The organism is Streptomyces sp. NPDC002870 (assembly GCF_042888505.1).
Classification (GTDB): domain Bacteria; phylum Actinomycetota; class Actinomycetes; order Streptomycetales; family Streptomycetaceae; genus Streptomyces.
Window position 1 is genome coordinate 90,970 of sequence record NZ_JBIAPW010000019.1, and the last position, 17,503, is coordinate 108,472.

General features: G+C 70.6%; 13 protein-coding genes. 5 read left to right on the top strand and 8 right to left on the bottom strand.

Annotated features, from left to right (window positions below; all coding sequences use genetic code 11):
* Positions 1 to 155: 155 nt before the first annotated feature.
* The 6 genes from ACFYWY_RS22995 to ACFYWY_RS23020 all read right to left on the bottom strand — a co-directional run bounded on the left by ACFYWY_RS22995 (position 156) and on the right by ACFYWY_RS23020 (position 6,972).
* Entirely contained in the window at positions 156 to 1,241 is a 1,086-nt protein-coding gene (locus tag ACFYWY_RS22995) for an N-acetylglucosamine kinase (RefSeq protein ID WP_389189744.1), read from the bottom strand.
* Positions 1,238 to 2,503: a 6-phospho-beta-glucosidase gene (locus tag ACFYWY_RS23000; RefSeq protein WP_389189747.1), complete on the bottom strand. Its 1,266-nt coding sequence runs from the start codon at positions 2,501 to 2,503 to the stop codon at positions 1,238 to 1,240. The genes ACFYWY_RS22995 and ACFYWY_RS23000 overlap by 4 nt, the downstream gene beginning before the upstream one ends.
* A gap of 7 nt (positions 2,504 to 2,510) precedes the next feature.
* The gene (locus ACFYWY_RS23005; protein WP_389189750.1) at positions 2,511 to 3,422 is read right to left on the bottom strand and encodes a carbohydrate ABC transporter permease; all 912 of its coding nucleotides are present in this window, start codon (positions 3,420 to 3,422) and stop codon (positions 2,511 to 2,513) included.
* Between the two features lie 5 nt (positions 3,423 to 3,427).
* Positions 3,428 to 4,396, bottom strand: a complete 969-nt coding sequence (locus tag ACFYWY_RS23010; RefSeq protein WP_389189752.1) for a carbohydrate ABC transporter permease — start codon at positions 4,394 to 4,396, stop codon at positions 3,428 to 3,430.
* A gap of 4 nt (positions 4,397 to 4,400) precedes the next feature.
* Complete coding sequence (locus ACFYWY_RS23015; protein ID WP_389189754.1) at positions 4,401 to 5,738, bottom strand: ABC transporter substrate-binding protein; 1,338 nt, start codon at positions 5,736 to 5,738, stop codon at positions 4,401 to 4,403.
* A gap of 73 nt (positions 5,739 to 5,811) precedes the next feature.
* Positions 5,812 to 6,972 (bottom strand): ROK family protein, encoded by a 1,161-nt coding sequence (locus tag ACFYWY_RS23020; RefSeq protein WP_389189756.1) that lies wholly within the window; start codon positions 6,970 to 6,972, stop codon positions 5,812 to 5,814.
* A gap of 371 nt (positions 6,973 to 7,343) precedes the next feature.
* Here ACFYWY_RS23020 and ACFYWY_RS23025 point away from each other — a divergent pair, with 371 nt between their 5' ends.
* Complete coding sequence (locus tag ACFYWY_RS23025) at positions 7,344 to 9,290, top strand: LamG domain-containing protein (RefSeq protein WP_389189758.1); 1,947 nt, start codon at positions 7,344 to 7,346, stop codon at positions 9,288 to 9,290.
* 58 nt (positions 9,291 to 9,348) lie between these two features.
* On the opposite strand, the gene ACFYWY_RS23030 is transcribed toward ACFYWY_RS23025, so the two are convergent.
* Entirely contained in the window at positions 9,349 to 10,410 is a 1,062-nt protein-coding gene (locus tag ACFYWY_RS23030; protein ID WP_389189760.1) for a mechanosensitive ion channel family protein, read from the bottom strand.
* A gap of 280 nt (positions 10,411 to 10,690) precedes the next feature.
* Between ACFYWY_RS23030 and ACFYWY_RS23035 the strand changes: the two genes are divergently transcribed.
* Positions 10,691 to 11,227: an HNH endonuclease gene (locus tag ACFYWY_RS23035; RefSeq protein WP_356226193.1), complete on the top strand. Its 537-nt coding sequence runs from the start codon at positions 10,691 to 10,693 to the stop codon at positions 11,225 to 11,227.
* Between the two features lie 50 nt (positions 11,228 to 11,277).
* Here the strand turns inward: ACFYWY_RS23035 and ACFYWY_RS23040 are convergent, their stop codons facing one another.
* Positions 11,278 to 14,361: a beta-N-acetylglucosaminidase domain-containing protein gene (locus tag ACFYWY_RS23040; protein WP_389189763.1), complete on the bottom strand. Its 3,084-nt coding sequence runs from the start codon at positions 14,359 to 14,361 to the stop codon at positions 11,278 to 11,280.
* A 267-nt stretch (positions 14,362 to 14,628) separates the two neighbouring features.
* On the opposite strand from ACFYWY_RS23040, the gene ACFYWY_RS23045 reads away from it, so the two are divergent.
* Genes ACFYWY_RS23045 through ACFYWY_RS23055 form a run of 3 tightly spaced genes read left to right on the top strand, consistent with a single transcriptional unit; the run spans position 14,629 to position 17,291 of the window.
* Positions 14,629 to 14,823 carry a hypothetical protein gene (locus tag ACFYWY_RS23045; protein WP_389189765.1) on the top strand — a complete coding sequence of 65 codons (195 nt, stop codon included), beginning with the start codon at positions 14,629 to 14,631 and terminating at the stop codon, positions 14,821 to 14,823.
* On the top strand, positions 14,824 to 17,040 hold the full coding sequence (gene malQ, locus ACFYWY_RS23050) for a 4-alpha-glucanotransferase (protein WP_389189767.1): 2,217 nt from the start codon (positions 14,824 to 14,826) through the stop codon (positions 17,038 to 17,040).
* A 20-nt stretch (positions 17,041 to 17,060) separates the two neighbouring features.
* Entirely contained in the window at positions 17,061 to 17,291 is a 231-nt protein-coding gene (locus ACFYWY_RS23055; protein WP_389189769.1) for a hypothetical protein, read from the top strand.
* Positions 17,292 to 17,503 lie beyond the last annotated feature (212 nt).

Below are 17,503 nucleotides of genomic sequence, written 5' to 3' on the forward strand. Positions count from 1 at the left end.
TCCCCCGCCATTCTTCCCCACCATGAATACGCTTCAGCACCTTGATCGGTTCCCCGTCGCACGGATGTCGGGCATGACCGGTCGCCGGAGCGGCGGAATGACCGGCCGCCGGACGGGCGTGAGGTCAGCCCGTCCGGCGACCGGAGACGCAGCGGCTACGCGTAGTGCGCGCGCAGCCTGGCGCGGTCCCCCGGCGAGGCTCCGATGTGGTCCATGCCCAGCAGGGCCGCGCCGAGCACCGGCGGTGCCGTCACCACCTCGATCACCGCCTTGGGCGCCTTGGCCGCGAGCAGCTTGCCGATGTGCTCGTCGAGTTCCGGGTGCCTGGCCGCGAGCACGCTGCCGCCCAGCAGCACCGGCACCTCCTCGTCGAGCAGATCCAGCCGCGCCAGCGCCACCGTGGACAGGGCGACGACCTCCTCGGCAAGCCGGTGCACCACCGAGCGGGCGACCGTATCGCCCTCCGCGCTGGTGGTGAACAGGACCGGCGTCAGCTCGTGCTTGCGCGCCGCGGGGATCCGCCCCAGGTGCAGCGCCTCGATCAGGGCGTACATGGAGTCCAGGCCGAAGTGCGCGGGCAGCGTACGGGCCAGAGCCGTCGGCTCGCCGCGTCCGTCCTCCGCCCGCGCCGCGAACCACAGCGCCTCCTCCGCGAGCCCCGCGCCACCGCCCCAGTCGCCGGAGAGCCGGCCGATCGCGGGGAAGCGTGCGGTACGGCCGTCCGGCAGCATGCCGACGCAGTTGATGCCCGCGCCGCACACCACCGCGACGCCCCGTGGCTCATCCACGCCCGCCCGCAGAATGGCGAACGTGTCGTTGCGCACCTCGGTCGTGAGCCCCCAGCCGCGCGCCTGCACAGCGGCCGCCAACTCCCGCTCCTCGACGGGGAGATCGGCGTTGGCCAGACAAGCCGAGACGTGCGCGACGAACGGCTCGGAGAGCGAGGTGCCACCGGTCGCCGTGACACCGGCCGCCGTGACACCGCCCGCCGTGACACCGCCCGCCGTGCCACCGGCCGTCGTGACTCCGACGGTGGCGACACCGCCCGTAGTGACGCCGGCCGCGGTCGCGGCCGCCGCGACCGTACGGCCCAGGGCGTCCACAGCCGCCTCGATGCCGACGGTCGGCGGCTGGAACCCCCCGCCGCGAGCCTTGCCGAGGACGGTCCCGTCGGCCGCGACCACCGCGACGTCGGTCTTGCTGTTGCCGGCGTCGATGGCCAGGACGCCTCGTGCGGTCATGCCCACGCGAGGTGCTCCCGGTTGTGCGCGATCAGCTTCTCGGTGAGCGGCTCGGCGTACTCGTACTGCCCGATCAGCGGATGCGACAGCAGCGCCTTGAAGACGCGGTCGCGGCCGCCGCGCAGAGCGGCCTCCAGCGCCAGGTCCTCGTACGCCGTCACATTGGCGATCAACCCCGCGAACAGCGGGTCGAGTTCGGGCACTGCGAGCGGCGTGGCGCCGCTGCCGTCGACGCGCGCCTGCACCTCGATCACGGCGTCTTCCGGCAGGAAGGACAGGGTGCCCTTGTTGTACGTGTTCACCACCTGCACCGAGCTGCCGCCCCCGCCCAGCAGCGAGGCCGCGAGGTCCACGGCCGCCTCCGAGTAGAAGGCGCCGCCGCGCTCGGCGAGCAGCTCCGGCTTGGTGTCGAGCGCCGGGTCGCCGTACATCTCGAGCAGCTGCCTCTCCATCTGAGCGACCTCGGCGGCCCGCGACGGCTTGGTCCTCAGCTCCCGTACGACGTCGTCGTGCGCGTAGAAGTAGCGCAGGTAGTACGAGGGGACGACACCGAGCCGGTCCAGCACCTGGCGCGGCAGCCGCAGATCGTCCGCGATCGCGTCGCCGTGCTCGGCCAGCAGCTTCGGCAGCAGATCGACGCCGTCGGACCCGCCGAGCCGCACACCCGTCTCCCACGTCAGGTGGTTGAGGCCCACATGGTTCAGGTGGACGTCGGACGGGGCTACTTCGAGAAGCTTCGCGAACTTGCGCTGGAAGCCGATGGCGACGTTGCACAGCCCGACGGCCTTGTGCCCGGCCTGCAGCAGCGCCCGGGTCACGATGCCCACCGGGTTGGTGAAGTCGATGATCCAGGCATCAGGGCTGGTACGCCGCACCCGCTCGGCGATGTCGAGAACGACCGGGACGGTCCGCAGCGCCTTGGCGAGCCCGCCCGCGCCCGTCGTCTCCTGCCCGACGCAGCCGCACTCCAGCGGCCAGGTCTCGTCCTGCTTCCGGGCCGCCTGCCCGCCCACGCGCAGTTGCAGCAGTACCGCGTCGGCGTCCGCGACGCCCGCGTCCACGTCGGAGGTGGTGACGATCTTCCCGTCGTGACCCTGCTTGGCGAAGATCCGCCGGGCCAGGCCGCCGACCAGCTCGAGGCGGTCGGCCGCTGGGTCGATGAGCACCAGTTCACTGATCGGGAGGGTGTCCCTCAGCCGGGCGAAGCCATCGATCAACTCAGGGGTGTAGGTGGATCCGCCACCCACGACTGCGAGCTTCATATGTGCATCAGCCCTTCACTCCGGTCAGTGTGACGCCCTCGACGAATGCCTTCTGTGCGAAGAAGAAGACGAGGATCACGGGGGCCATGACCAGGACGGTCGCGGCCATGGTCAGATTCCAGTCCGTGTGGTGCGCGCCCTTGAACGACTCCAGGCCGTAGCTCAGAGTCCACGCTGCCGGGTTCTCCGATGCGTAGATCTGCGGGCCGAAGTAGTCGTTCCAGGCGTAGAAGAACTGGAAGAGCGCGACGGCGGCGATGCCCGGCTTGGCCATCGGCAGCACCACCTTGATCAGCGTGCGCAGTTCACCGCAGCCGTCGACCTTCGCCGAATCCAGGTACTCATTGGGAATGGTGAGCAGGAACTGCCGCAGCAGGAAGATTGAGAACGCGTCGCCGAACGCCATCGGGATGATCAGCGGCCAGAGCGTGCCGGCCAAGTCCAGCTGCTTCGCCCAGAACAGATACATCGGGATGATGATCACCTGGGGCGGCAGCATCATCATCGAGATGACGAGCATCATCGACAGATTGCGGCCGCGGAAGCGGAACTTGGCGAGCGCGTACGCCACCGGGATGGAGGACACGACGGTCAGGACGGTGCCGAGCCCCGCGTACAGCAGGGTGTTCTTCCACCAGGTCAAGAAGCCGGGGGTGTCCAGGACCCGGGTGTAGTTGTCCCACTCCCAGGTCGCCGGGACGAGATCGCGGGTGAGCGCCTGCTGGTCGCTCATCAGCGAGGTGAGGACGACGAAGACGAACGGCAGCACGAAGAAGAGCGCGGCCGCGATGCCCAGCGAGTGCACGGCGATCCAGTGCAGCAGCGCCTTGCGGCGCGCCGTGCGCCCCGCCTGGGAAGCGCGGGTCGCCGGTGCGGCAGGCTTTCCGCGCCGGCCGGACTTGTCGAGTACTTGAGTCATGGCCCTCACCCACCTGCCTGCATCAGGCCGCCGCGCCGTCGCATCAGAAACGCGGTGAAGACCATGGAGAGCCCGAACAGAACGAGCGCGATGACAGCGGCGGAGCCGTAGTCGAAGCGCTGGAAGCCGAGGTTGTAGATGAGCTGCGGCAGCGTCAGCGTCGACTTCTCGGGGTAGCCGGGTTCGAACTGCTGCCCGCTGCCGCCGATGATGCCGGACGCGACCTTTCCGGCCACCAGCGGCTGTGTGTAGTACTGCATCGTCTGGATCACGCCGGTGACGACGGCGAACATCACTATCGGCGAGATGTTCGGCAGGGTGACGAACCGGAAGCGCTGCCAGGCGCTCGCGCCGTCCAGCTCCGCCGCCTCGTACTGCTCCCTCGGCACATCCAGCAGCGCCGCCATGAAGATGACCATCAGGTCGCCGATGCCCCACAGGGCGAGCGCGGTGAGCGCCGGCTTGGACCAGGCGGGGTCGGTGAACCAGCCGGGGGTGGGCAGCCCGATCGAGTCGAGGATCGAATTGACCGGTCCCGTACCGGGGTTGAGCAGGAAGACGAAGGCGAGCGTCGCCGCGACCGGCGGCGCCAGATAAGGCAGATAGAACAGCGTGCGGAAGACGCCGGCGGCCGTCCTGATCTTGGTGATCAGCAGCCCGACACCGAGGCCGAAGACGACCCGGCAGGTGACCATCACCAGCACCAGCCACAGGGTGTTCCGCAGAGCCGGCCAGAACATCCGGTACTCGCTGAAGACGTACGTCCAGTTGTCCAGGCCGTTGAAGACGGGCGGCCGGAAGCCGTCGTACTTCATGAAGGAGAAGTAGACGGTGGAGATCAGCGGGTACGCGAAGAAGACGGTGAAGCCGATCAGCCAGGGCGACATGAAGGCCGCGTTGCGCAGTGCTTGTTTTCTGCGCTTCGCCACAAGGCCGGAGCGCCGCCGCTCCGGCCGCAGAGTGTGCGTCGTCACGGTGCTACTTCGCCTTCGCGATGTCCGTGTCGATCTGCTGCGCGGTCTTCTGCAGACCCGCCTTGAGGTCGCTCACCTTCCCCGCCTCGTACTGGTAGCCGAAGTCCTGGAAGGTGACCTGGTACGCGCCGCCGTCGACGTTGGCCGGGGTGGTGCTGGACTTCGGGTGCTGCGCGATGTCGATGAAGGTCTTGAACTCCGGGTCGACCTTCAGCTGCGGTGACTTGAGCGCCTCGATCGTGGAGGGCACGTTGTGGATGCCGTTTGCGAAGGCCACGACCGCGTCGGTGTCCGTGGTCATGTACTTCACCAGCTCCCATGCGGCGTTCTGCTTCTTGCTGGTGGAGGCGATGCCCATGATCGTGCCGGAGAGGTAGCCCTTGCCGTAGTCGGCGGCCTGGTCGTCGGCGACGGGCAGCGGAGCCGTACCGATCTCGAACTTCACGCCCGCGTCCTTGGCCATGCCGAGCCGCCACTCGCCGTCCAGCTGCATGGCGACCTGGCCGGTGTGGAAGGGGTGCTTGGCGCCCCACTCGTCACCGAAGGTGTTGCGGTACTTCTCCAGTTTGGCGAAGCCGCCGAGCTTGTCGACCAGCCCCTTCTGGAAGGTCAGCATCTTCGAGAACGCCGGGTCCTTGACGATGTTGGACTTGCCGTCGGCGCCGAAGTACGTCGGGGACCACTGCGAGACGTAGTGCATGGGAGTCGTCTCGTAGCCGTGGTAGTTCGGCATGAAGCCGAGCTGCGAGTAGCTGTCGCCCTTGGACTTGGTCAGCTTCTCGGCGACCTTCTCGAACTCGCTCCAGGTCTTCGGCGGGGCGGTGATCCCGGCCGCCTTGAACGCGTCCTTGTTGTAGTAGAGGCCGTACGCGTCATTGAGGAGCGGCAGCGAGCACTGGTTGCCGTCGAACTGGGTGTAGTCCAGCAGCGGCTTGTGGAAGACCTTGGCCGGGTCGATCTTCGACTTGTCCAGGAAGGGCTTCAGATCCACGAAGGCGCCGGACGTGCAGAACTTCCCCACGCTGTCGGTCGTGAACGACGAGACCACGTCCGGGGCGTTCGAACCACCTGCCCGCAGCGCCTGGTTGATCTTGTCGTCGGTCATATTGCCGACGACCTTGACCTTGATGTTCGCGTGCTCCTTCTCGAAGCGGGCGACGTTGTCCTGGATCGCCTTGACCTCGCTGGGCGCGGACCAGCCGTGCCACAAGGTGATGGTGGTCTTGGCGTTGGGGTCGTCGTTCGCGGCGGTGTCGTTCGACCCCGTACAGGCCGAGGCGAGGAGGGATATCGCGGCGGTCGCGGCGAGCGCGGCGGCCGTGTTCCTGGTGCGAGTGGGCATGGCGGGGTCTCCCTGTGACGGGTCGAGGTGGCGGGGGCTTTCGCGGGTCTCGCAGCGTGCTTTCAGGGGTCTCTCAGCGGGAGGTGTCGAAGATCTCGTCGCGCGTGGTGACCAGGGCGCTCTCCAACGCCCCGCGCAGAACCGGGTGTTCGCGTACGGAACCGAGCACGAGGCGCGGCCTCGACGCTGCGAGTTCGGTGAGCTCCGCCTGCACGCGTTCGCGCAGCGGCTCCCCGCCCGCGGTGATCACATCGCCGGACAGGACGACCAGTTCGGGGTCGAGCACGGCGACCATGGAGGCGAGACCGGTCGCAAGCGCCGTCGCGTACGCGTCGAGCAGCTTGCGGTACGGACCCGAGTCGGCGCCGGCCGCCCGGGAGACCAGCGCGGTGGCGACCCCGGCGTGCGGGCCGTGCCCGACACCCTCGATCCCGAGCCCGCGCGCCAGCCGGGGCAGCGCCTGGGCACCGGCCAGTTCCTGGAAGCCGCCGCTGTTCGCCTTGGTCACCTGGCGTACGAGAGGGGTGCCGGGCACCGGCAGGAAACCGACCTCGCCGGCGCCGCCGGTGAAGCCACGGTGCAGCCGGCCGCCGATGACGAGGGCGGCGCCGAGACCTTCCTCGTTCCACAGCAGCACGAAGTTCTCATGCCCGCGCGCGGCACCGAGGCGCTGCTCGGCGACCGCGGCCAGATTGACGTCGTTCTCGTACTCGACGGGCATCGGCAGCACGGCGGCCAGCTCGTCGAGGAGGGTGAGGGAGTGCCAGCCGGGGAGATGCGACGCGTACCGCAGCCGCCCGGTGGACGGATCGAACGCGCCGGGCGTCCCGATGACCAGACGGTGCACGTCGGAGCGGCTGACCCCGGCGGCCTTCACCGCCCCGTCGAGCGCCTCGGTGACCTGCCGTACGACACTCTCGGCGCGCCGCCCGGGGGTCGGCAGCTCGAACTCGCCGACGGTGGCGCCGGTGATGTCGGCGACGGCGGCGCGGATGCGCTGCGGAGTCACATCGAGCCCGGCGGCGAAGGCGGCCCGCGCGTTGACGGCGTACAGCTGGGCATTGGGCCCGGGCCGCCCCTCGGTGGTCCCGGTGGCGACGACGAGCCCGGCGGCCTCGAGCCGGGCGAGCAGTTGGGAGGCGGTGGGCTTGGAGAGGCCGGTCAGCTTCCCTATCTTCGTCCGGGAGAGGGGCCCGTGCTCAAGCAGCAGGTCGAGCGCGGCCCGGTCGTTCATGGCGCGCAGGACGCGCGGGGTTCCCGGTGTTCCGGGGGTACCGGGAGTACCCGGGGTACTGGGTGTGGTTCCGGCCACGACGGGGTGCACCTGCCCTTCGGCTGTCCACTTCCCCATGCACTGTTAGGAAAGTTTCCTATTCGGTGAGAGGAAAGTAAGCCGCACGTCAGGCGGGCGTCAATGGTCAGCGCGCTCTAGGCAACCAAAGCGTTACCTGGGTTGAGCGGAAACTCGAATCGCAGGAGCCTGCGCCCGCCCTCGGCATATGTGGTCGATCAGGACCCGCCTTGTGATCTAGGGTGCGCCGACGGACTTCAACTGGTGGTCCGTTCCGTGAAGGGTCTGGGGAGGCCCTTGGAGGGGGATGAGTCATGCCTGTACGCAGATGGAGAGGCGCTCGCGCCTGGGGCGCGCTGGTGGGTGCCGTGTTGATGGCGGGGGTGCTTTCAACACCGGCTTTCGGGGCGGGGGACGATCCGGTCGACGACCCGGTGCCGCTCGCGCCGCGGATCACCAGCGACAGCACGTACACGGAGTGCACGGCGAATGACTGCGTCGCGCGGGGCGAGCCGGGTCTGTCCGGGATGTTCTCGTTCCGGCCGAACGAGGCCGACATCGACCCCGAGACGGGGGCGACGGATGTCACGGGCTACCGCGTGAGGTTGATCAGCGACTTCGGAGCGACAGTAGTCAGCGGAGCCGAGGCGTCACACGCCGTGGTCCCTCACCTTGCCGGCGAGCAGGTGCTGGAGGTGGAAGCCAAGGACCATGGTGAACGGTGGGGTCCTGCCGCGTCGTTCGTGTTCAAGGTGAAGCCGGCGGCCGGCGCGGTTGGGCACTGGCAGTTCGCCGACCGCCCGACGGACCCGAAGGTGACCACCACCAAGGACACCGCCACCGAGGGCACTGTGCGCCATGACGCGACGTTCAAGGGCGGCGCGACCTGGTCAGAGCGGGCGAGGCGTGGCGGCGGTGACTACTCGCTCGACCTGAACAGCACGGACCCGGCCAAGCGCAAGGCGTACGCGGCCACAGCCGGACCGGCAGTCGACACGAAGGATTCGTTCACGGTCTCGGCCTGGGCCTATATCGCAGGTACAGGGTCGAATCAGGTTGTGCTCTCGGCACCCGGGGCACAGGACGCGGCATTCGAGCTGTACTACTCCGCCAAGCAGAAGAAGTGGGCCTTCGGCCGCGGTGCTCAGGACCGCGGCGACACGGCGGACGTCGTCTCCTACGGCGATGCCGAGAACCCGCCGGCCCGCGTGTGGACGCATCTGGCCGGGGTGTTCGACACCAAGAGGGACACGGACAAGACGAATGACACCGTCCAGCTCTTCGTCAACGGCCGGCCTCAGGGGCAGCCGGTGAGTCTCTCCGCCGAGGCTGCTGCGTACCAACCGTGGACGTCCGCCAAGGGCCTTCAGATCGGCCGGACCAAGGATGACGGCTTCTATCAGCGGTACTTCCACGGCTACGTGGACGAGGCCGCGGTCTGGCAGCGAGCGCTCCGGTCGGTGGACGTACGGCAGGTGTCCGAGCTCGCGCAGGACGGAGTGCCCGCCGCCGCGCTCGTGGCGGACTGGAACGCCGGGCCTGCCAGCGGCGGAGAGATCACGGACGTGAGCGGCTACGCCCGGCCCGGGCTGAGCCTGTCGGCCGAGGGCGCGCAGCTTCGTGCGGATGAGTCCGGGCGGAGTCAGCTGATCCTCGACGGAGTGCAGGGCTACGCCGCGACTTCTGGGCCGGCGGTGGACGAGACGGGTTCCTTCACGGTCTCGGCTCGCGTACGTGTGGACAGTGCCAAGTGGGCGGCCAAACCGACTGGCTACCGCGCCATCGCGGCTGGTCAGAAGCTTGCGGGCGAGTCGTCATGGGCGCTGGTGCTCAGCAAGATCGATCCTGATGGTGATGGGGAAGCGGTCACCGTATGGACCTTTGAGCGGACGGCTGTGGACACCGCGGGCAATGTGACGGAGCGCGTCGTGGTTCAGGCGGACATGTCGATGCAGCCGGAGGAGTTCGACATCCCCCTCGACGTCACGGGTGTCTACGATGCCGCTGCCACCACCCCGGGTGAACCCGACACATCCGGCAAGCTCGAGTTCTACATCGGCACCACCCCACAGGTGGAAAGCCCCCATGCGGGGCTCACGTCGCAGGCACGGGGTGGCGGCGAACTGTCTGCTGGACGCGGCGGTGACAGCGGCACCATGGACCACTACTTCCCCGGCAGCCTGGATCGGTTGCGTGTCTGGAGCGGCGCGCTGACGGCCAACGGGCTCTTGCACGAATTGGAATCGGACGCGGTCAGCTGACGCGAGGATGAAATAGGGCCCCTGCCGCGTGGCAGGGGCCCTTTACGCGTGCCCGAAGCTACTTCGCCAGGTTCGCGGGAGGCGCTATCGGCGTCGCCGCAATCGACTGCGGCGACGTCGTCGACGCGTACGCCGACGGTGCCGCCATCCCCGCCGTCGGGTCCAGCGCCGACGCCTCGATCGCCGGGGGCAGGCCGCCCACGATGCGGATGCCCGCCATGTCGAATGCCTGCTTGATGCGCCAGCGCAGTTCCCGCTCCACGCCCAGCGCCTTGCCCGGCATCGTCTTCGCCGCGACCCGGACCGTCATCGAGTCCAGCAGCACCTCGTTCAGGCCCAGCACCTCGACCGGGCCCCACAGCCGCTCGTTCCACGGCTCGGACTTCGCCAGGTCGTCCGCGACCTCGCCGATCACCGAGCGGACGTGGTCCAGGTCCTCCGAGGAGCGGACCATGACGTCGACCGTCGCCGTCGCCCAGCCCTGGCTGAGGTTGCCGATGCGCTTGATCTCGCCGTTGCGTACGTACCAGATCTCGCCGTTGTCGCCGCGCAGCTTCGTCACGCGCAGGCCGACCTCGATCACCTCGCCGGAGGCGACACCCGCGTCCACGCTGTCGCCGACGCCGTACTGGTCCTCCATGATCATGAAGACGCCCGAGAGGAAGTCCGTCACGAGATTCCGCGCGCCGAAACCGATCGCGACGCCCGCGACACCCGCCGAGGCGAGCAGCGGGGCCAGATCGATCTTGAAAGCGCCGAGGATCATCAGGCCCGCGGTGCCGAGAATCACAAAGGAAGAGACCGAGCGGAGTACGGATCCGATGGCCTCGGAGCGCTGTCGGCGCCTCTCGGCGTTGACCAGCAGACCGCCGAGCGCCGTGCCTTCCACGGCCTGGGCGGAGCGGTTCATCCGCTCGATCAGCTTGGTCAGGGCGCGGCGGAGAAACATGCGCAGCACCAGCGCGACCACCAGGATCAGCGCGATGCGCAGACTGGTGTTCAGCCAGGTGGACCAGTTCTCCTCCACCCAGCCCGCTGCGTCGCCGGCCTGCTTGGCGGCCTCGTCGAGCGAGACGGGCTCGGGTGACGGATCGGCGGCCAGTAGGACGGACCAGGACACGGGGGGAACCTCCAGGCATTTGCGGTGGCAGATCAACCACCCTAACGGGGCATCCGGTGTGTTTCGTTGCGCTGTTCGAGGGAGAGACGAGGCTCACCCGGGGATGGACCTGCCGAAGGCACGTCGCGGCACGTCGGAGGCACGTCGAGGGCCTGTGGTCGAAAACACCTCGAGCCCGTTACCCGCACGTGGTGGCGCTCGGACCTGGCATGAGGAGAGACTGAGAGCAGATCGTCCCGGCGCGAGCCACGTGCCGCCGGCGTACAAGGAGGCATCCACCGTGCCGCACGTCCTGGTCCTGAATGCGTCGTACGAGCCCCTCGGCGTCGTACCGCTCCGCCGCGCGCTCATCCTCGTCCTGGAGAACAAGGCTCTCTGCCTCGAGGAATCCGGCGCCTTCATGCACAGCGCGACCCGTGTCATCGCCGCCCCCAGCGTCGTGCGGCTGAAACGGTTCGTGCGGGTCCCCTACCGGGGGCCCGTTCCTCTCACCCGCAAAGCACTCTTCGCCCGCGACGGCGGGCGCTGTATGTACTGCGGTGGCGTCGCAACCAGCGTCGACCATGTCATTCCGCGCAGTCGCGGCGGACAGCACGTCTGGGACAACGTGGTGGCGGCCTGCCGCCGCTGCAATCACGTCAAGGCGGACCGGCATCTGCGGGAGCTGGGGTGGCGGCTGCGCCATCAGCCAGCCCCGCCGAGCGGGCTCGCGTGGCGCATCATCGGAACCGGGCATAGGGACCCGCGCTGGCTGCCATACCTGCAGCCGTACGGCGCGGACGACGCGATGGCCCGGATCGACGGCATTTCCGCCTAGGATCCGGGCCTTCGTCGTCCCTTGTCCGTTGTCCGGCTGTGACGGCTCGCTCACTCTGCGACGGCGTATGCCTCCACCGACCAGAGCGAGTACCCGTACGGGGTGGCGCGTGCCTCGCCCTGGACGCGGATGAAGCGGGTGTCGCGGCTGTCCATGCGGACCGCCTCGCGCCCGCCCTTCCCGTTCACCGTGTCGGCCGTGCGCCAGATGCGGCCGTCCGCGGAGACCTGGACGCGGTACTTCGTCGCGTACGCGTCCTGCCAGTGCAGCACCACCTGGCCGACCCGGGCCGGCCGCTTCAGCTCCAGCTGCCACCAGGCGCCGTCCTCGGCGGGTGAGGACCAGCGGGTCTTCGGGTCGCCGTCGATCGCCGAGGCCGCCGGGAAGTCGGCCGTCTCGTCGCCGGAGGACGAGGCGGCGGAGCCCTCGGCGCGCGCGAGGTCGGGGCCCGCGGTGCGCGGATAGGCACGCACCGTGAGCGTGCGCTCCTGGCCCGCGAAGGACAGCGGCACCCGGTACTCCCCGGCCGGCGTGCCCGCCGGGACGGTGACCTCGACCGGCACGGTCGTGTGCAGTCCGCGCGGCACCGTCGTCTCCTTGGGCACCGACACCTTGATGCCCGCCGGGGCCTTCGCGGTGAGCGCGCCGCGCACCTCGCCGGGGCGGCGCGGGGTCAGCCGGATGCCCGCCCGCTGCGGCCCGCCGCCGATCTCGGCGTCCGTCTCGCCCTGCACGAGATCGAGGCCGGCCGCCGGCTCGTCGGCGAACCAGGGCACCACGGACCGTACGGCGACGGGCTCGTCCCCGTCCGGCGCGACCCGCACCGCGTCCATCCGCAGGCCCTTGGCGTCGGCGTGGGTCCAGCCGCTCGCCGAGAGGGGGCCGAGCGTGCGCCAGCCCTCGCCCGGGACGTGCCCCTCAAGGCGGCCACCGGAGCCCGAGCCACCGGCCGGGGTCTGGCTAGGGCCGCTGCCCGGGGTCCCGCTCGCGTCCCTGCCCGGGGTCTGGCTCGCGGACCCGTAGCCCGCCGTCCCGCGTGCCGGCTCCGACATCACCGTCACCGCCGCCACCGGCCTCGCCCGGTCCAGCCACACCGTGTCGTCGCCCGCCGTGTCCTTGACGCGGTCCGCGCCCGTCCAGACCGCCGACTCCTTCGCCGCCCGGTCCAGGAACGGTGCCAGCACGCCCTTGCCGACAGTCGCCCGGCTCGTCCCGAGCTCCTTGCGCAGCGGCTCCAGGTCCAGCGAGGCCCGCCAGCCCCTCTCGCCCTCGCCGCGGGCCTGCGCCTGCAGCATGTCGACGGACAGCTCACCGGCCCGGCCGTACCGCGCCAGCTGCTCCAGCCACGGCCGTACCTCGTCGTCCAGACGGCCGTCGGCGAGCCGCGTCAGCCGCTGCGGAGCCTCGCCCATCACGGTGAACGCGGCGCGCAGTGAGGCCGCGGCCCGGTCCCTGGCCGCCGCGTCCGTCGTCGTACGCGACCACCAGAAGTCCTTCAGCAGCGGCTGCAGATAGCCGGACTCGGCCGGGCTGAGGATGGAGGAGGCGTGATTGCCCGCCAGGGCGCGCAGCGCCTCACGGGTCGACCGGTCGCCGCCCGCGAGGTCGTTTATCGCGGCCTGCCAGGACTCCCGGGGGCGGTAGTTCTTGGGGTTCCAGGCATAGTCGGCGGCCGTGAACAGCGGGATGCGGGAGGCGGAGGCCTGCTCCATGGCGTTGGCGAGCAGGGCGGCCGAACCGCTCGCCACGGCAGGCTCCCGGCCCGTGTAGGGGCCGAGGAACATCCGGTCCTGTGCGTAGTCGTTGACCGGGTAGTTGTCCATGGTGACCAGCGGGTGCCTGAACACGTCCCGCGCGCCAGCCAGTTCGCGCCCGGTGATCGTGCGCGGCACCACGCCCACGCCCGTCCACGCAACCTGGACCCGGCTGTCCAGCTCGCTCGCGAGCGCCCTCCGGTAGTCGGTGGCGCCGTCCTGGTAGAACTCCGTCGGCATCAGCGACAGCGGCTCGGCCGCCGGATACCGGTCCGCCAGATGCCGGGCCACCGCGCCCGCGACCCGCGCCTGCGCCGTGGCCGCCGCCTCCGGGCCGGAGCCGAAGGCGTCCGCGTCCTTGTCGCAGTGCCACTCGCTGTAGCTGACGTCCTGGAACTGCAGCTGGAAGGCGCGCACACCCAGCGCCCACATCGCGTCGATCTTGCGCGTCAGCGCCTTGACGTCGCCGTTCTTGGCCAGGCACATCTCCTGCGCGGGCGCGACGGCCCAGGCGAGCGTGACGTGGTTCTGCCGGGCGCGCTCGGCGAGTTCGCGGAACTCGGCGCGCTGCGCGGCGGGGTACGGGTCGCGCCAGCGAGCCTGCCGGAACGGATCGTCGCCGGGCGCGTACAGGTAGCGGTTCTGCTTGGTACGGCCCATGAAGTCCAGCTGCGCCAGACGCTGTTCATGGCTCCACGGCTGTCCGTAGAAGCCTTCCGTCAGGCCGCGTACGGCCGTGCCCGGCCAGTCGCGTACGAGAACTCCGGCGACGGCCTTGCCGTCGGTCCCGGCGGGGGCCTTCTGGCCGGCCGCGGGGGCAGCCTTCCGGCCGGTCCCGGCGGCGGCGTCGCGGTTGGTGATCAGTTGGCGCAGCGTCTGGACGCCGTGGAACAGCCCGTCCTCGCCGACGCCGTCGAGCGCGATCGTGCCGCGGCCCTCTATCTGGCCGACCGCGATCCGGTAGCCCCCGGAGGGCAGGTCGGCGCGTTCGGGCGCGCGCAGGGCGCGCAGCGCGTTCTGCGCGCCGGTGCCGCCGATGCGCAGGACGGGACCGCGGCCGGGCAGTTCGGTGTGCACGGTCCGTACGCCGGACCTGCGCAGCAGCTCCTTGAGCCGCTCCACGGCGTACGGATCGGCGGCGCGGTCCGCGGCGACGGTCACCTCGTCGCCGAGCGCCACGGCGGAGCCCGCCGCACGCATCGTCTGCGGGCGCGGCCACACGGACGGCAGCGCGCCCTCGCCCTCGGGGTCCGTGGTGGTGCTGGTCGGGGAGACGGGGTCCTCGGGGGCCGCGACGGCGCTCTGCGCGCCGCTGAGCAGGCTGCCGATGACAGCGACAGCGACGGCTGTCGCGGTGCGCCTTCTGCTCGCGAGCCGCACGCTTGTCTCCCCTCGTTCTCCCCTGCTGTGCCGGTCGGTTTGAGCCCACCACCACCAGACTGAGGGTGTCAATGCGCATGGCCGTTGTGCACCTTTTGCCTGATGCGATGGGTGGTTTGACGCAATGTGACTCAACTGCTGGATGAGGAGGGGAATGCGGGGAACCGAATGTGATGCGGAACACGTTGACTGATCGTGTACGTCTGCCGTCGCGTTCGCTGGGTAGGGCGTCTGTGTCCCACAACCGTCAGCTTGGAGTGACCCCCCATGACCGCATCGGCACATCTGCTGCTCTCCGCCCTGTCCAAACAGGTCCCGGGTCCCGGCCCGCTGACCAGTGAGCCCCCGCTCGCCGACGCGGCCCCGCTGACCAGCGAGCCGCCCCTCGCCGACACCGCTCCCCTCACCAGTGAGCCGACCGCGCCCGGCATGGCCGGGGGCACGGAGTCCCCAGGAGTCTGAATGGGCCTTGCCCGGCTCGCAGCGCTGCACGGAGTCGCCACTGCCTACGCGCCCTCGGAGGGCGTCACGGTCCCGGTTCCCGACACCACGGTCGTCGCGGTCCTCGCCGCGCTGGACGTCGACGCGTCGTCGCCCGCGGCGTTACGCGACGCCCTGAATCGCGCCGAGTCCGCGGCGTCGGCCCGCTTGCTGCCGCCGACGGTCGTGCTGTGGTGCGAGGGGGCGGAGGCGCTCCCACCTGCTGTCCTGACGGCGCTCCCCGCGGGCACGAGCGTGCGGGTCGAGACGGAAGGGGGCGGGGCGGTCGAGTGGACCAGCCCGGGTCCGGGCGACGTGGCGTCTCCGGCCGACGTTGCTCCGGGCGTGGCGTCTCCAGCCGATGCGACGCCTTCCGCCGACGCGGCGTCTCCGGCCGATGCGGAGCCGCCCGTCGACGAGCCCGGCTTCTGGTCGCAACTGCCCCTCGGCGTGCACCAGCTGTGCGCCCACGCTCACGCCCCCGACGAGCGCGTCGCACGCTCCACCCTCATCGTCGCGCCCGCGCGGGCGCCGCAGCCCGACCGGCGTTCGTACGGTTTTCTCGTGCAGCTCTACTCCCTGCTCTCCGCCCGGTCCTGGGGCATGGGCGACCTTGGTGATCTGGCTGAGCTCGCCACCTGGTCGGGGCGGGCGCTCGGGGCCGGGTTTGTGCAGGTCAACCCGTTGCACGTGGCTGTTCCCGGGACGCCCACCGATCCCTCGCCGTACCGGCCGTCCTCGCGGCGGTTCCCCGATCCCGTCCATCTGCGGATCGAGGACATCCCCGAGTACGCATACGTCGGCGTCCCCGACCGGCAGCGACTGGACGAGCTCCGTGACGAGGCCGCGCGGCTGCGTGAATCCGTCCTGGAGAAGGGCGCGTTGATCGACCGGGACGCCGTGTGGGCGCTGAAGCGGGCGGCCCTGGAGATCGTGCACCGTGTCCCGCTCGGGCCCGGCCGCCGTGCCGCGTACTGCGACTTCCTGGCCGAGCAGGGTCAGGCCCTGGAGGACCACGCCACCTGGTGCGCCCTCGCCGAGGTGCACGGGCCCGAGTGGCACTCCTGGCCTGCCGCGCTGCAGGACCCGCGCTCGCCCGAGACCGCGCGGGCCCGGCGCGAGCTGATGGACCGGGTCGACTTCCACGGGCGGCTCGCCTGGCTCACCGACGGGCAGCTGGCCGCCGCGGGGCAGGCGGCGCACGAGGCGGGCATGGGCGTCGGCATCGTCCATGACCTGGCCGTCGGCGTGCACCCCGGCGGCGCGGACGCCTGGGCACAGCGGGAGGCATTCGCCGCCGGGATGTCGGTCGGCGCGCCCCCGGACGCCTTCAACGCACGCGGCCAGGACTGGGGCCTGCCCCCGTGGCGGCCGGACGTGCTGGCCGCGTCCGGCTACGCCCCGTACCGCGGACTGCTCCGCGGCCTCCTCCGGAACGCGGGCGCGCTGCGTATCGACCATGTCATGGGCCTTTTCCGCCTCTGGTGGGTCCCGGAGGGCGGCCCGCCCACCGAGGGCACGTATGTGCGGTACGACGCGGAGGCGATGCTCGCTGTCCTCGTCCTGGAGGCCCACCGCGCGGGCACGGTCGTCATAGGCGAGGACCTCGGCACGGTCGAACCGGGTGTGCGTGAGGCCCTGACCCACAGGGGCGTGCTGGGCACCTCCGTGCTCTGGTTCGAGCGCGACTGGGCCGGTACGGGCCGCCCGCTGCCGCCCGAGCACTGGCGCGACGGCTGCGTGGCCACCGCGACCACGCACGACCTCCCGTCCACCGCGGCCCGCCTGACCGGCGAGCACGTGGCGCTGCGGCACCGCCTCGGTCTGCTCACCCGCCCCCTGGAGCAGGAGCGCACGCAGGACGCGGCGGACGTCGGCGAGTGGCTCGGCCTGCTCACCGGCCTCGGCCTGCTGCCCGAGGGCAGGGGCGACGAGGAGGGCCAGATCCGCGCGGCCTACCGCTTTCTGCTGCGTACGCCCGCCCGCATGGTCGGCGTCTGGCTGCCGGACGCGGTGGGCGACCGCCGCCCGCAGAACCTCCCGGGCACTTGGGACCAGTACCCGAACTGGCGCCTGCCGGTCGCGGACGCCGAAGGCCACCCGGTCACCCTGGAGGAGCTGGCCGCCTCGCCCCGCCTGCACGCGCTGATGGCGGTCTTCGGGCCCCGGACGGCACCCCCGGACGCGCGGTCGGGATAGCCGTTCGCTACGTTGGCACTGTGGACAAGAAGAACGCTTTGCGCGCCGGCGCCGTCGCGGCCGGTACGACGCTGATGATGCTGCTCCTGTCGTCGCCCGCGCTCGCCGCGATGCCTGACGACGGTGACGACCCGGGCCCGGGTCTGAGCGTGATCGAGACGCTGGGTCTCTATGTCGCGGCGCCGGTGGTCCTGTTCCTGGTGATCGCGGGGCTGGTGATGGCTCTCGACAAGTCCAGGAAGCAGAGCTGACGGGCTCAAGGGTCCACTGGCTACTGGCTCCACCGGCTTTCCCAGGGCGCCTTGGGGTGTGCGCACCCCCGAGGCGCCTTTGGCATGCCTGCCGCGGGGGCAAGGGGTACTCCTGGTGTTTCCCCTACCCGCCCTCCCCCTACGCCCTCGCGGGAGGTACCCCCATCCCGAACGGGGGCGAGCCCCCAGACCCCCGGGGGAGGGAGTGTGTG